Below are 15,935 nucleotides of genomic sequence, written 5' to 3'. Positions count from 1 at the left end.
CTCCGTTACTTGCTTTACCAAATTGTATAACCCCCATCTACTACAAGTACGGATCCTGTTGTATAAGAAGAAGCTTCTGATGCTAAATACAATGCAGCCCCTTTTAATTCATCAGGTTCTCCTGGACGGTTCATTGGTGTAAAGTTCATCCACCTTCTTACCATATCACCATCCTCCTCAAAATAAGGTCGTGTAATTTCTGTCTTCATATATCCCGGTGCAATGGCATTCACTCGGATATAATGCTCTACCCATTCAGAAGCTAGGCTCTTAGTCAGTGCTGCAACAGCTGCCTTGGAAGCATTATAAGCCGCTTGACTTTGAGGAGTATTGATGATCATGCCTGACATCGATGCTATGTTAATAATCGATCCAGATTGTTGCTTGATCATGATATTTCCTACTGCTTTCGACATCAAAAATACGCCATTTAAATTGACATCTAAAACCTTTTTCCACTCCTCCATACTAACCTTTTCTGTATTCTTCAAAAGTGCTATACCAGCGTTGTTGATCAATACATCAATGGTTGGAAAACGCTTGGTTACTTCCTCTATTAACCGGCTAACATCTGTTTCATTCGTAACATCCACCTTTATTGCTAAGGTTTTTACCTGATAGTTATTTGCTATTGCGTCTGCTGTTTTTTCAGCCGTTTCAATATCGATGTCTGCAATAACAATATTAGAACCGGCTTCTGCTAAAGCTTCTGCCATTGCCTTACCAAGTCCTCTTGAACCACCTGTTACAATCGACGTTTTATGTTCCATTTGAAACATCTTGAAGACCTTCATATTTATTACCTCCCAACAGAATTGTAGCTATTCTTTTCCCATCATAAATTTCACAAAAAATTGACCTAAGAAAATCGTAACAACCAACATCGTGAGCCCTAGTACGGAACCTGATCCAAAGTCTTGAAATTTAAAGGCGACCTCCATAAGATAATAGCCAACAACCTTCGTCGAATCTGCAGGACCGCCTTCTGTTGCGATTCTTATCTTATCGACAAAACGCAAAATATCCATGGAACGAACTAACAAAGCTACCACAATGGTCTTTGCGATTAATGGCAAAATTACATAGGTTAATTTTTGAAAATAATTTGCTCCATCAACATCTGCAGCTTCGAGCGGTTCCGATGATAAAGAGTTTAATCCTGCTAATACAATTAAAGTGATTAATGGTGTCCATTCCCAGACATCCATAAGAATAATGGCCGGCATAGACGTAGATATATTACCTAATACCTGTGTTTCCATACCAAATAGACTTAATAACCAGTCATAAAGACCATACGTTGAATTTAATAAATACCTTCCTAATAATCCGGCCACAACTGGTGCTACAAACACAGGGATCATCCATAACGTGACGACAATATTCTTTCCTTTTGGCAAATGAAAAATGGCTAATGCCATCCCAACACCAATGAAAAGTTGTAATACTAAACCGATACCTACATAAAGAATGGTTCTCCCCCATGAGCTCCAAAAAAGGGTATCAGATAATACATATTTCCAATTTCCAAGACCGATAAATTCAGGGTTTTCAAAGGAAATGGAAAAATCCATGAAGCTAGCATAAATCAGATATAAGAATGGAAAGATACTAATAATAGCTAATAGAATCATAGATGGAAGAAGCATCCAGAACTCCGTACTAAACCTCTTTTTGATTCTTTTAGCCTCTAATTTATTTTTCCAAGCTTTATCTACATTTGTTTGCAACGTCTCCACCACCTTTCTATTCTTGAAGAATCGGAAAAGGAGCATGTACTCCTTTTCCAATGTCTATTTATTGGTTAAGCGATTAGTCTGATCAGCAATTTCTTTTACTGCTTCCTCTGGTGTTTGTTGTCCTGCTAACATTTTAGAAAGCTCTGTAAAAATAAAGGTATCAACCTGCGGCCATTGCGGAATTTTTGGACGCATATAAGCATTTTCTGATTCCCATGCTTTCAATGTAGGCTTCATTGCTAATAGGTTTGGCATCTCTTCTGATTCAGGTGTACCTGGCTCCATCCCTTTTTGAACGTCTTCTAATTCATAAACAGAATTTCTTGTTGGTGTCGATCCACCTTCATCTGATTTTAAAATCATATACTGTGCTTGTGGAGAAGTAGACCAAACAATAAATAACCATGCCGCCTTAATTTCTTCATCACTGGCATATTTATTTATTCCAATACCTGTTCCACCATAGGTATGAGCTTTTCCTTCTTTACCCGTTGGCATTGTCGTCCATGCAACATTACCGACTATATTAGAGCTGTTTTCATCCTCAAACATTGCACTAAATTCATGCCATTCGGGAATCATCGCTATGTTACCAGAGGCAAATCCTTCTGCTACACCAGTCCAATCCCAGGATAAGCTTCCTGGATCTGCTACCTGAAGTAACTTGTTGTAAAATTCTGCTGATTCTATTGCAATATCTGAATCCATTGCAGAAGCACCCGGATCAGTAGAACCAATTGTCCCTAAGTCATCTTTTTCAAAATAATCTCCACCATTTGCAGCTAAAATGTTACTAAAATCAGCCATTAAAGAATCATGTTGTTTTGCTTGATGTCCTGTTCCATACTCCACTTCTGTAATAACACCTTCATCGGCTTTTTCAGTGATCCATTTTGCTATTTCATAATACTCATCCCATGTCATATCTTCATCAGGTGTCCAATCGTAACCCATTTCTTCTTCAAACAGATCTTTATACTTTTCAAACACATCCGTACGATAAGCTAAAACCATAGTCGGATTATCATAAGGTAAGGCATATAATTCCTCTTTATCTCCCATATAACCTGCTGCTTCTAACTGGGAAGCTGAAAAATCCTCTAATCCCCCTGGTATTTGTGGCATCGTTGACTCATTAATAAAATGATTCAAGTCAAAGAAATGCTCTGATTGTTTCGCTAATATCTGATATGGATCTGCATAAATTAAATGGTATTTCGCTGATTGTGCATTAAAGTCAAGTCCTACTTTTTCCACCACAGTAGCTAAATCCGTTTGCTCAATATTCACTTTGATTCCTGTAACTTCCTCAAATAATTCGATATTCGCTGCAATAGCTGAAGAAGGTGGTGTATTTTCTGAGATAAAGTTTAATTCCACACCTTCAAATTGCTTCCAATCAAATCCTTCTGGCGCTGTTATTTGAGGTAATCCTTCGACCCAACCATCAAATGGAGCCGGCTCTTGTACATCTGGATTTATATTTTCATTATTCTCACTTGCAACATCTACTTCCCCATTCTCAGTTGAACATGCAATTAAAGAAAGAAATAAAAATACAAAAATAGTGAAATAAATATACTTTTTTAATTTCATCACTTTTGATCCTCCTTCAAATCTTGTAAAGGGCCCTTTTTGAATACGTTTTCATTATATGAGTGATGTTTAGGCGTGTAAATACAATGTTTTATAGGTGATGTCACCTATAAAAGTGACAATTCTAAAAGAATCAAAATAAAAGCTAGAAATATCAAGTAATGCCCGAAAAATAATTCAACCATAATACCGTAAAATATAGTAGATGTTGCAATAGCAACAATTTCACATCGTTTGTAGATAATTGTAAAAAACATGCAATATCAAGATTCCTCTGTAAAAAGAGTTGATCTTGAAATGCATGTTTTTTTCATCTAACTAATAGATAAATCATTTTTTATTATTCCGATACATTTAGGTGAATGTAAAATGGTAAAGATATATTTTTCATTCTTCTTTTCTTATCAAACTGGAGTAAGCTCCACTAAACATAGCAAATAACAACCCTGTAATAGGAAACACAATCCAATTAAGATACCACAGACCATAAATGAAACCACTTATCAAGAACACGATTACGGCTAATGGCCAAACTATCGAAGCTACGGCACCAATGACACGATCTTCATTTTTTTCTTTTGTTCGTTGTGCATTACCCTTTAACAGTTTATCGTATGCACCGTACATATTACCAAAATATACGAAAAAATATACTGCAACCGAGACAAGGGTTAACATAATAAACACACCAAAATTAGCTAAATGCTCATTAAAAAAGATCATGGTAAGAAGGACAGCGGGAGATAATATAATTAGAACAACTCCAACAATCATGAAAAGCGTAAAAGTTGGCTGGTAAGCGTCTTTCATTGTTTTAATCTTACTTTTTAAATCTATTGATAACTCAAAATTCCCTTTTACACTAATATATTTATATTTATCTAATTGCATTCCCGCATAGATAAATAAACCAACCGCTACCGCTACACATAATAATAGTAAAATTACTCCTATATACATTCCTGTTTCCACAGTCAAGCCATTCATGACTCCTTTTTCAAATAAACCTAACAAAAGCACAAACATGGCTGAACCGAAAATACACAATACCGCTCCGATTCCAATCCATTGACCCGATTTTTTACTTACCTGAAGATAATCTTCCACCTCTCGCTCCGTTAGGAATGTTTGTGTCGCAACATCGTCTTCTTGCGAAATTCCGAACTCTTCGATGATTTCATCAATATTACCGAATTCAGAAATAACAATCCCTATTGCCTCATTATCCGTTTTACCAGCCAGCTTTAATTCATGATACTTCTCTTCCATATTAGCCAGAAGTTCATCCCTTAACTGCCTCATCTCCGTAGACTTCGGTAATGAAGCAAACATATTATCGACGTAATTAATAATTGTATCCATTATAGATAATCCTCCCTAATAAATTGATTAATTACTTCCTTCGTTAACTCCCACTCTCGACACTTTTCTTGATAATAAAGCAACCCTGATTCGGTAATTCTATAATACGTTCGTTTTTTTCCAAAGGTTTGCTCCTTATGAAAAGATTCAATATAACCCTTTTTCAGAAGACGGTTAAATGCTGAATAAAGGGTGGTTTCCTTGATGACATACTTACCATTGGATAACTCTTTGATTCTTTTCGAAATTTCATATCCATAGGACTGTTTTTCTAACAATAAATAAAGAATAATTGTATCATTGTAGCCCCGAATTACATCACTACTAATCAAAAAGTTGATCCCCCTTTCCACATTCCATATTCCCATTTACTTCATCTGTCGTAGTAATTTCAGTTTATCACAATTACTACGACAGGTGAAGTAAATTTTTTCTGTCAGTAAATGACTCGCGTGACCAGAGCCGTAGTTACCCTAACCTAAATGAAAGGCTACATCAAACCGTAAAAAAAGCCTATTATATCACTAAAAGTGACACAATAGACTTCCGCTTTTATCTTGGGTTCCGACACATTCCTGGAATTAAGAAAATATCTACAAATAACCAAATCCATAGCACGATTAATGGAATCCAACCAATTAAAAGCCAGGTAGTACCCCATCCAACAATGCCGAGTAATAGTTGGGTGATCCCACTCCCTACACGACCTGTATAAAACCGATGCAAACCGATTTGTCCGAAGAAAAACCATAATAAATATGCAATAGCTAAGTTTCTTTCCTTCATCATCCTATTAACTCCTCTCGTTAACGATAACATGTACTTTTCATTTTATCATGTTCGGTTCATTATAGTGTATGAAAAATAACGACTAAGATTTTATCATAATTTTGGAAATTGATTAAACTAACATATTGGCATTTGAATCATTACTTATTTAAACTGAGATATAATATAAGTAAATTTTTGTTTTACCCGTATCTTTCTATCCTCCAAATTAGTTATATAAGTAGAGAGGTTCAAAAGGAGTGAATGAATTGCATGTCAACATAAGCTTTCTGCCAATGAAGGAGGTTATCATGTGGAAGTAGAAAGACAATTTCATCAATTATATCCAAAACTGAAGAAATATTCATATTTTCTAGCTAAAAATAAATGGGATGCCGAGGATCTCATACAAGAAACTTTCTTTAAAGCGATCAAATATTACGATTCATCTGAAATAAGTGCAGCACTTCTAAACAAAATTGCTTATCATGAATGGATTGATACCGTAAAAAAAAGAAAGATTGAGGTTTTTAAAACATTAGAAGATGAATCAGAAGAAGACACAGCATTTAAGGCAGACCGATTGATTGATTTAGCGAAGTTATTAGTGAATAATCTAACCCCAAAACAAGCAGTTATTTTCATGTTGAAGGAAGCATTCAGTTATCAATCAAAGGAAATAGCTGATTTACTGGATACAACAGAAATGGCAGTCAAATCAACCCTGCACAGAGCAAGAAAGAGATTAAACAATAGCACTTCCCTTCAGTCCATCGATTCATTTTGGCAGGAAGAAGAGAGAGAGAAATTGTATGCCTTGTTATACCAATCACTTCGGGCAGATGATCCGGTTATATTGATTGATTGTATTTCCACCTTACATTCATTGGCAGAAACACCTATGCTTGCGAAACCAACGCACTCATATTCGCCTCTCAATATATATTCTATGGCCGCATAGAAAAGGAGGAAATGATATGGCTACGATTCCGTATGTCATTGAACAATCAAGTCATGGAGAACGTTCCTATGATATCTACTCACGTTTATTAAAGGATCGAATTATTATCATTGGCGATGAAATTAATGATCAGGTGGCGAATATTGTAACAGCTCAACTATTGTTTTTGGAAGCTGATAATTCTGAAAAGGATATTTCCATTTATATTAACAGCCCAGGGGGTTCCACATCTGCAGGATTTTCCATATTTGATACAATGGAGTTTGTCAAACCAGATGTTAGAACAATTTGCACAGGAATGGCTGCATCTTTCGGAGCCTTGCTGCTGCTTGCGGGGACGAAAGGAAAAAGATATGCACTTCCTAATAGTGAAATAATGCTGCATCAGCCTATTGGCGGAACAAAAGGGCAGGCAACAGAAATTGAAATTACGGCTCGAAGAATCTTAAAACTCAAAAGTCACATTAACGAAATAATCTCCGAGCGTACAGGTCAATCCGTTGAAAAAGTAGTAAAAGATACAGAGCGTGATTATTTCTTAAGCGCACAGGAAGCTTTGGAATATGGGATCATCGATCAAATTATCAAAAAGAAAAGTTGATGAATTAAGTTGTATAAGGGCGTTTCATTATAAATTAAAAGGCTTATCATCTAGAATCAGTTAAGCCTTTTAATTTTTACAATAGTGTTTAGATGTACCGTTGATTCTAACATTAATTTATTTCAAAATTATCTTTAGTTTGACTATTTTCTTTATTAGAATCTTTTTCTTGCTGTGATCTCCTGTCTGTTGTTACTTTCGTAAGATTATATGAATGGATAACTCTTTTTCATCCCCCATTTACAATACTCAATTTTCCATCTGTTCCGCCAAGTATTTACAATATAAAATAGTATTTTTGGCTACATCTATTTCTCCACGGAATAAAATGGGAATGCCCGGTCGCCAGTTCACTTCTAATATCCATATTTTACCTTTATTATCCAAACAGACATCTATACCCAATTCATCTAAAGGTTCCTCATATAGGCTGTCAAAATGATTAGCAAAGAGGACAGCAAATCGTTCTAAATAGCGTTTCATATTATAATACTCATCACCAAATTGTGTCTTTAAGAAAATAGTAAAATCACTAACATATCCCCCACTATGAATATTCGTAACGATCCCTTTAGCTGCAATTCTAGGGAAAATAGTCGTGAGTATCCACATTCCTTCCCTACTTTTCTGCACATGTAAACGTAAGTCTAAAGACAATCCGTCTGTTGTTTTACTTTCAATATATGGTTGAGCTAAAAAGGCATCATCTTGGATTAATAAATCGGTAAGTTTATCTTCAAGATCAGTCTTTGATAATGTAATTGTATTTTTGTTTTCTTCTAATTCAAATAAATTATCCTTCTTTTTTATTGATAAAATGCCTATACCCTGCGCACCAGCAACTGGTTTAATCACTAACTCCTTATACTTGTCAATTAACTCAAAGACACGTCGATGGCTAAGAATTTTTTCCGAGGGTATTAAATATTGTGCGAAATCTTTACCTTTCATTATACGGTTAAAGACAGACATTTTGTCACCAATTGGATGACTAGTGAAAGGAATTCTTTCGCTAAGGTGATCGTGTACATTTATTTGCATCTTTGTTTTGGCACCACCTGCATTATATATGACATCAGGATATGGCACTTTCTTTTCTATCCAATCTCCATTTTCATAAAAAAGGCCTTTGATTTTTTCTTTGTCCATATCTACCATACCAGGGGTAAAATAAAAAAAATTACAATCTTCCATTTTTGCTGCAGCCGCATACGTGTAGGATTTAAATACTGTTTGGGGATCTTTACGATAATGGAGCATACCAAGCGTAATCAATAGAGTTCACGTCCTTTCATTTTTAATTCAATCAAGATGAAACGAGATCTCTTTAGCAGCCTCACGCGTTATTTGAATTGCCTTTTCCTTATCTTCAGCAACTGCCAGTACATAACCATAACGGTGCCCCATTGACATTGGTGGCTGTAATCTTTGGCCTTTACGAGGTTTGATATAGACTTCCACCACACCATCATGTTTAGAAGCTCGATTCTTGCCTGTTACCTTTACCAATTTTCCTTTTTTGTCTACTGTCAAATATTGGGCATGTGCGTATTGTAAAAAAAGAGGGGAGCCCTTTGTCTTTTCACCGAGAATTAGTTTAATGGTTTCCTCACATAAATCTAATCCAGTTCCAACCTTGATTAAACGATTTACAACTCCACCTGATATCCGTGGATTCGCTTCAACAAGTTTCCATTTTTCTTCTATTCTTCTTAATTCAAAATGAGCTGCTCCATCCCTTAGTTTTATTCTTTTACAAATTGAATCTATTACATCATACAACTCATCTAGTTGTTCTCTCCCCAAAGTCGGTAGTAAACTATAGCCAGTTATAATAAATCGCTCTCCCTGTTCAATGACCTGTTCGATTATTCCAATGATATGAACACTATCATTTTCTACCAGTACTTCCACTAAATATTGTGGGCCTTCTAAATATTCTTCGATTAAAATGGGGGATTGATTGCCTTGTTGGAATAGTTGTTCGATTGCATCCTTAAACTCTTGTTCATTCGTTGCTAGAATGACATCTTTGGACCCTGTTGAGTTAGGTGTCTTAACAATAAGAGGAAGTTTGCTAATATATTTTTTAGTGAACTGATCAAGTTTATCTTCTTTAGTAAATACCGAGTAGAAGAAAGATGCAGGATGCCCTTTTAAAATCTCTCGTGTCCTAATTTTATCCTCCATTAAGTATATAGCTTCTGTCGAACCTTTAGTATTACAGAGTTGTTCAGACAGTTTCGCAGCTTGATAAACATGAGGTTCAATAAGGCTTATAATAGCTATTATTTGTAGACCAAGTTCTTGAAAAGTTTTAATTTCTTGTTGAATGACTTCATTGTCGTGTACGTCGATATACACCATTTTGTGAACGTCGGGAAATTCTGTTCGCTGTTCTAAAAACTTTTCTCGATCAGTAAGAAGAATGGTAAAATACCCTAGCCTTTCCGCAGCTTTTATCGCTTCCCGACTTGATCCCGATTTATTTGATCCCAAAAACACAATGGACTTCATAGTTGCACTCACCTATTCATTAAAAATATAGTGTTAACTTTTACTATAGTACTTAGAAATTGATTAAAATGTATGGGTAGTTCTCTTCATCGACAAAAAGTTAATGAAATTTAATTATTGGGGCTGCTTTTTGATTAGCACTTTTCTCTATAGGCATATATCTATTATTTTTATATAAAATACACGTTAAGTTGTTATTGCATAATATATTAAATATAAAGTGAAACTTCGTTCAGTGGGGGTTTTTTCCATCCCGCACTGAACGTTAGTTGAACCAATCGGGCCGTTACTGGCTGTTGGATCTCCCACTTAGACATGACGTGTTCCCTTATTTCTTGAAGTGGGAGTCTTACAGCCAGTTACACTACGATAAATGGATGTAGTTATTTGCTGAGAGGGTGTTCGGTAAGATGGAGAAAGCTATCATTTTTCTAGATACAAATAAATCGGGATCGAGCCGGGAAGCAATAAAGGCAGCGAAGCGTTTAGGTTATTCTGTTGTGCTGTTTACAAGACGAAAGAAATTTTTAAATCAAAGAGAAGAGTTTCCAGATATAGATGAAATTCTCATTGTTAATCTCACAAATAGAGAAAAAATGCGGGAGTTAGTAATCAAAAAGATAAATGAAGGCTTAGAAATTCATTGCATTACTAGCTTTATTGATTCTTATGTATACTTAGCCTCTCAGTTATCTAAAGAATTCTGTAAGACGAATCCTATTTCATTAGATGCTGTCAAAGCAATGGAAGATAAAATGTTAACAAGACGGTTATTACGAGAAAAGGAATACACCCCTTCATTTATTGAACTAAATGAAGATGATTCAGTAGATAATTGGATTGAGGCATATAAGGAAGAACTTCCACTTATTATAAAATCTCCAAAGTCCACAGGCTCAAAAGATGTCGTTTTAGTTAATAATAAAAAGGAGTTAAAGCAAGGAATAAGATCCTTGCGAAAAATTTATCCCAATCAACCGGTACTGATTGAAGAATACATCATTGGGCCGCAATATTTGGTTGAAGTCATCGTTCATAAAGGGGAAATTCATATTGTTGCTGTTATCGAACAAGATATTACCATTGGTGAGCGATTTATTATTACTGGTTACAGTATATCTTCAGAGATTGAACCTTCGACTTTTGATGGATTAATCAAGACAGTAAAACGGGTGGTAACGGATTTTGAAATGGAAAATGGAGCTTGTCATATAGAGTTACGGCACGTTAATGAAGAATGGAAACTGATTGAAACCAATCCGAGAATTTCAGGTGGAGCCATGAACCGTATGATTGAAGAAGCTTATGGAATTAACTTAGTTGAACAAACAATTCGACTATACTTAGGGAAAGCTCCAGATCTAACAAAGGCATTTGAAAAATGTATATATACACACTATATTATTGTTCATTCTGTGGGAAATTTATTAAAAGTTACAGGTAAAAATCGTGCCAAAAAGCATAATGGTGTTTTAGATGTTTTTATAAAACCACGAAAAGGTCAACTCTTATTTCCGCCACGTTCTATGGGGAACCGTTACGGATATGTCATGTCGGAAGGCAATACGAAAGGGGAAGCAAAAGCGATTGCCATTCATGCAGCCAGTCAAATTCGATTTTACTTACAGCCACTAGATGAATAATATTGCAACAAAAACCCACACCAATTTCCAAAAATAGAATATTAGTAAACTAAACAAGTAAGGAGGGTAAAGCATGAGCTGTAAAAGAAAAAACTGCATATGTAATAGCTTGGAAAAGCTCTTGAAAGAACAAAAGCAATTAGCTGGTGAATCCTATCAATTTGTTTGTAATCCTCATGGTATGGATACTATTCCGTTTATGTTAACTAACTCTCATCTATGCAGCTTTCGGGTATTCGGAGTTGAAGAGAATGAGTGCTTTTCTACATCAATATTTAGAATAGAAGATATTGAAAGTGATCGTTGTTGTGCCAGCTTAACTTTACTAAAAGCCTACGATATGGATGGATGTATTACCGATTGTATGCAAGATGTTTATTCAATAAAAAAAACAGATCAACGTATAATGGTTGATTTATCTTGCTTTTGCATCATAACGCCACTCCCTCCTAAACTTGTCAATCGCCCACTGCCGATTATAGAACCGAAATACTAATAGTACCTTAGTAGTAATTTTGTAATAAGGCTCTTTATGATGGATTAATGGAAGAACTATTCGAATCTTCCTCCATGCGATAGATTTAGACTATTGGATATAATTGGAATATGACAGAATGATAGGGAAGCTTATTTAGAAGCGATGGTAAAGTCGGTTACAGATAAACCTAACAGAATAACCCTCCAAAGAAATTTAACATTTTTTAATTAGGTTGTACCTATCCATTTTTCCATGCTTTTTCGAGCACTTGAAGGGAGAATATAAATGAAGCTATTGGATATGTACATTATAAATCATTCTCTTAAATTCTTTTGAATCTAACATAAGTTTCTTCACGATAATACTCCCTTCCTGCACAAAGGCTTACTTCTCTATTACAACATTTTATAACTATAGAATGCTACATAGCCATTGGTCTGGTGAATATAGTTTCGATAATAATTGATATTCCAATTGAAGACACTCTTCTACGTTATCATCATTTATTCACTAGATGATAGCTCATCTTCTAATACCCATTTATGTTTAGTAGCCTCTTCAACAGTTGTAGTTAATGCAAAGTCAACATATAAACTATGATCAGTGAGGGCTTCATCCCCACTGATCATTAGCGAGACTTATTAGAGTATTAGCGTCTGTTATCCCTAAACTACTTGAAACATAAAATACGTAGCTTACAGACGTTTAGAACCGTAATAAACAGTAGTTTCAATTGCTGCATCAATTTCAGTTGTCATTAACTACAGATTTTTATACATAATTGTATTCAAATCTTGAAAACCGACTCGATTATATATTTCTTTTGCGAAGTTATTAGCAAATACGTTGAGACGAATTTCTTTAAAACCATAAAGCTTACTTTCCATTATCGAAGCTTGTAATAATTGCTTAGCTATCCCTAAATTCCGGTATTTGGGTAAAACATACAGTTCAAAAATAAATGCATGGGGTAAATTTGTGATGTAATCTATATTTTCTCCCAATAGAATCCACCCGGCAATATCTCGATTCACATTTTCATATACTAAATAATATCCGTTTTGCTCAAGTGTCAATAACGCCATTTGCACGGCCTGTTCCTGACTTATAGCTTTTTTAGATAGCGTACCTTCATTTGCTGCATCCTTCGCTTTGGATAGAATAAACTGCACTTCTCTATTCGTTGCCTTTCTAATCATACTTACGCCCCATTCTCACACTTTAGAAATTCCATCACAACGGCTTATTTGCCCCTCACTGATGGTTAGAAAACTCTTATCAGGTTGTTAATGACCTTAATAAAGCATATGTTAGAGAATAAGAATTGTTCTACTATCAATGATGAAAAGCTACCACCCGAGATATAAAATGATAACTCGAGATGGTAGCCTTTTTAATTCATTTCATTCATCTAAAAGCGGCATGTCCCCATTTACCGCTCCACTTCAACTTCTACTGTGGTATAGAGTTTTCTGCGTTGATATAACCAGCACCATAGATGTTACTATCACGGTCTTCCCACAAATCCACTCCGTTTTTCAATAATTCTTTTATCTCTTCAGGTGTTAATTCTGGGTTCTGTTGCTTCATCAAACTAACAACTCCAGCACATATTGGTGTCGCCATCGACGTACCTGACATGGTAAAGTAATCCTCTCCGACACGACTTGATTTTTGCAGTCTATCCATATAAGAATTTGGAGAACGCAATGATATAATATCTACACCAGGTGCTAGAATATCTGGTTTTACTTCACCATAAATCGTTGGCCCTCTACTGGAGAAACTTGCTACGTCATCATCTCCGCGAGTATCTGCGGTATCACGATCATCTAATGCTCCGACGGTAATAACACGATCACTCAGACCTGGACTTGAAATAGTTTGTGGGTCAGGTCCGCTATTACCAGCTGCAACACAGACAGTAATCCCATTCCTCCATGCTTCCTCTACAATTTGAACCAATGGATCCCGATCTTCTTCTCCATAATCCTGTGGCTCTGTTCCGAGGGACATACTCATGATGTCAATCGGAGTATCCGGATTATTTTCATTATATTGGATACACCATTCAACACCTTGGATAATCGTATCTAAAGTACCAGATCCTCCATTATTCAATACTTTTACACCTGCAATGTTTGCTTCTGGAGCTGGTCCTGCGTAAGCTCCAGAAGAAGCAGAACCATTACCAGCTGCATCTCCTGCGCAATGTGTTCCATGACCGTTATCATCATATGGTTCAGAGCGATTATTGACAAAATCCACAAAATCAGTGATTCTCCCTGTTAAATCTTGATGAGGATATACCCCTGTATCAACTATTGCAATTTTGGTCCCTTGTCCAGTTAATGTTGTATTATTTCGAACTACTTGTTTCGCGTTGGCTGATTCAACCGCAACATCTAATAAAGCGTGAACTTCTTTATTCTTATAAATCTTTTTGATATGCTTACATTTCGATAGTATCTCATCCAAGCTGTCAGGGGTCATATCAGCGGAACAACAGGTAATTCTTGAATGATAATGATATAATTTATTTTTCCTATATTTTTTGGTAATCTCTTCTATTTGATGACAGCCCGATTCAAAAGCCTCTGGATGAAACTGAACAATAACCGACAGCTTTTTCTTTCGCTTTAACCTTTTCTCAGCTAATCGATGCAAAAAACACGGTGTATATTTAAAAGGACGATATAAATTAATTAATTCATCACGCAAAGGACGATCCAGTTTACTCGCATGGTTACGTACCGTCTGAATCATAGAATATCCAAACAAATTATCCCCTCATTTCTACTTTTTCTACAAGCTATGAGTATCTGAGGGTTTTGGAATCCATGATTGTCCATAAAACGTCGAAAATAGGCGAATTTGCAAGAAAAGTAAGACTTCCACTAATGAAAGGATTGGTTATCGCCTGTGATAAAATAGCAGCGAAGAAAGGCTACTAAAGAATCATAAAATATAGACATAGACCCGAGAAAACGGATTTAAGTAGTTGACATTCCTATTTATTTGTGAGATTATAGTTAAGTTAACAAAGTGAAGTAACAAATAAGTGTATCTGGCATTCTATGGAAAGTTTTTCGAAGATGCTTATTCACACTGGCGCGACTAAGGGGTCGCAAGGACGTAAGAGCAGGTAGGGCTTATGTTGCTTAAGTTAGAAAATTCCCAGTGGAACATGTACCGCGGTTAAGTGAAATTCAAAAAATGAAATTTCCCACCCTAGTAAATAGGGATATTAAAAAATAAAAAATCTTATGTGTTACTTTAGAAATCAAAGGGGTACTCTTAATAGTAAGAGTACCCCTTTTCCAATACATATAACTGAAGAAAGAAGGTCTTGAAATGAATAAGCAAATAGGTACGATCCAAACGTTGGAGGTACTAAGAAAAATCGATACCGGCTATGTTTTAGAAGACGATATACTCTTACACCATAATGAAACAGACTCAGAACGTGAAGCCGGACAACCTGTTGATGTTTTTCTTTACCTAGATAAAAAAGGACAAACTGTTGCAACTACACAACTACCAACTGTTCAAATCGATACGTACGACTGGGCAGAAGTTGTGGCGGTATTAACGCACTTGGGTGTATTTGTTGACATTGGAACATCAAAAGAAATTCTCGTATCAAAAGATGATCTGCCATTGTTTGAAGACGTATGGCCAATAGTAGGCGACAAGCTTTATGTTACATTAGGAAAAGATCGTAAAGGACGCCTTCTCGCAATTCCTGCAACAGAAGGAGTTTTGGAAAGGAAATTTGAATTTGCACCGGATGGTTTGTTAAATAAAACCATTAGTGGTCGCATCTATCGGACAGATAGAGAAGGTGCTGTATGCATTACAGAAGAGGGATATCGTGGGTTTATCCATCACACCGAGCGGAAAGAAGAACCACGGCTAGGTGAACTAGTAGAGGGGCGCGTAATTGAAGTGAAGCATGACGGAACATTAAATGTATCACTACGCCCATTAAAACAGCACAGTATGGGTGAAGATGCTGATGCAATATTGGCAAATTTAGAAGAAAGTGGTGGCGTGATTCCGTTTTCCGATAAAAGTGATCCTGAAGATATCCGCGATACATTTAACATTAGTAAAGCAGCATTCAAACGTGCACTTGGCAAGTTAATGAAAGAAAGGAAAATTGAACAGCGTGATGGAAAAACTTACTTGATCGCTAAGTAACAGCGCTTGTCTCAAGATTTTTCTGCCATATAAGATCGGCATCTTAAGTCAAATAATCAAAATACCT

General features: G+C 35.8%; 15 protein-coding genes. 5 read left to right on the top strand and 10 right to left on the bottom strand.

The features are described 5' to 3' along the window. Positions 1–14: 14 nt before the first annotated feature. From J5J03_RS00590 to J5J03_RS00565, 6 genes are all read right to left on the bottom strand, one after another. Complete coding sequence (locus J5J03_RS00590; RefSeq protein WP_208585608.1) at positions 15–794, bottom strand: glucose 1-dehydrogenase; 780 nt, start codon at positions 792–794, stop codon at positions 15–17. 27 nt (positions 795–821) lie between these two features. Beyond that, the gene (locus tag J5J03_RS00585; protein ID WP_231710534.1) at positions 822–1,730 is read right to left on the bottom strand and encodes a carbohydrate ABC transporter permease; all 909 of its coding nucleotides are present in this window, start codon (positions 1,728–1,730) and stop codon (positions 822–824) included. Between the two features lie 63 nt (positions 1,731–1,793). After that, entirely contained in the window at positions 1,794–3,335 is a 1,542-nt protein-coding gene (locus J5J03_RS00580) for an extracellular solute-binding protein (protein ID WP_208585666.1), read from the bottom strand. A 387-nt stretch (positions 3,336–3,722) separates the two neighbouring features. Beyond that, positions 3,723–4,697, bottom strand: a complete 975-nt coding sequence (locus tag J5J03_RS00575; RefSeq protein ID WP_208585606.1) for a permease prefix domain 1-containing protein — start codon at positions 4,695–4,697, stop codon at positions 3,723–3,725. Next, positions 4,697–5,029 (bottom strand): PadR family transcriptional regulator, encoded by a 333-nt coding sequence (locus tag J5J03_RS00570; RefSeq protein WP_208585605.1) that lies wholly within the window; start codon positions 5,027–5,029, stop codon positions 4,697–4,699. Before J5J03_RS00570 ends, J5J03_RS00575 begins: the two co-directional genes overlap by 1 nt. A 220-nt stretch (positions 5,030–5,249) precedes the next feature. Further along, positions 5,250–5,486: a TM2 domain-containing protein gene (locus tag J5J03_RS00565; protein ID WP_208585604.1), complete on the bottom strand. Its 237-nt coding sequence runs from the start codon at positions 5,484–5,486 to the stop codon at positions 5,250–5,252. 292 nt (positions 5,487–5,778) lie between these two features. On the opposite strand from J5J03_RS00565, the gene J5J03_RS00560 reads away from it, so the two are divergent. Then, positions 5,779–6,426, top strand: coding sequence for a sigma-70 family RNA polymerase sigma factor (locus J5J03_RS00560; RefSeq protein WP_208585603.1), 648 nt, complete (start codon positions 5,779–5,781; stop codon positions 6,424–6,426). 16 nt (positions 6,427–6,442) lie between these two features. Continuing rightward, entirely contained in the window at positions 6,443–7,027 is a 585-nt protein-coding gene (clpP, locus tag J5J03_RS00555; RefSeq protein WP_208585602.1) for an ATP-dependent Clp endopeptidase proteolytic subunit ClpP, read from the top strand. Positions 7,028–7,276: 249 nt separating this feature from the next. Here clpP and J5J03_RS00550 read toward each other — a convergent pair whose 3' ends face one another. Then, entirely contained in the window at positions 7,277–8,302 is a 1,026-nt protein-coding gene (locus J5J03_RS00550; RefSeq protein WP_208585601.1) for a YheC/YheD family endospore coat-associated protein, read from the bottom strand. 27 nt (positions 8,303–8,329) lie between these two features. Further along, positions 8,330–9,544 (bottom strand): ATP-grasp domain-containing protein, encoded by a 1,215-nt coding sequence (locus J5J03_RS00545; RefSeq protein ID WP_208585600.1) that lies wholly within the window; start codon positions 9,542–9,544, stop codon positions 8,330–8,332. A gap of 410 nt (positions 9,545–9,954) precedes the next feature. Between J5J03_RS00545 and J5J03_RS00540 the strand changes: the two genes are divergently transcribed. Continuing rightward, the gene (locus J5J03_RS00540) at positions 9,955–11,187 is read left to right on the top strand and encodes an ATP-grasp domain-containing protein (RefSeq protein WP_208585599.1); all 1,233 of its coding nucleotides are present in this window, start codon (positions 9,955–9,957) and stop codon (positions 11,185–11,187) included. 73 nt (positions 11,188–11,260) lie between these two features. Next, complete coding sequence (locus J5J03_RS00535) at positions 11,261–11,683, top strand: CotY/CotZ family spore coat protein (RefSeq protein WP_208585598.1); 423 nt, start codon at positions 11,261–11,263, stop codon at positions 11,681–11,683. 743 nt (positions 11,684–12,426) lie between these two features. On the opposite strand, the gene J5J03_RS00530 is transcribed toward J5J03_RS00535, so the two are convergent. After that, positions 12,427–12,864 carry a GNAT family N-acetyltransferase gene (locus tag J5J03_RS00530; protein ID WP_208585597.1) on the bottom strand — a complete coding sequence of 146 codons (438 nt, stop codon included), beginning with the start codon at positions 12,862–12,864 and terminating at the stop codon, positions 12,427–12,429. A 253-nt stretch (positions 12,865–13,117) separates the two neighbouring features. After that, on the bottom strand, positions 13,118–14,446 hold the full coding sequence (locus J5J03_RS00525; protein WP_208585596.1) for a S8 family peptidase: 1,329 nt from the start codon (positions 14,444–14,446) through the stop codon (positions 13,118–13,120). A gap of 573 nt (positions 14,447–15,019) precedes the next feature. Here J5J03_RS00525 and J5J03_RS00520 point away from each other — a divergent pair. After that, positions 15,020–15,868 carry a CvfB family protein gene (locus J5J03_RS00520; RefSeq protein ID WP_208585595.1) on the top strand — a complete coding sequence of 283 codons (849 nt, stop codon included), beginning with the start codon at positions 15,020–15,022 and terminating at the stop codon, positions 15,866–15,868. Positions 15,869–15,935: the final 67 nt, after the last annotated feature.

Source organism: Gracilibacillus suaedae, from assembly GCF_017599345.1.
Lineage (GTDB): Bacteria > Bacillota > Bacilli > Bacillales > Amphibacillaceae > Gracilibacillus > Gracilibacillus suaedae.
Note: the sequence above shows the minus strand (reverse complement) of the source record. Positions and strands in the feature narration are given on the sequence as shown.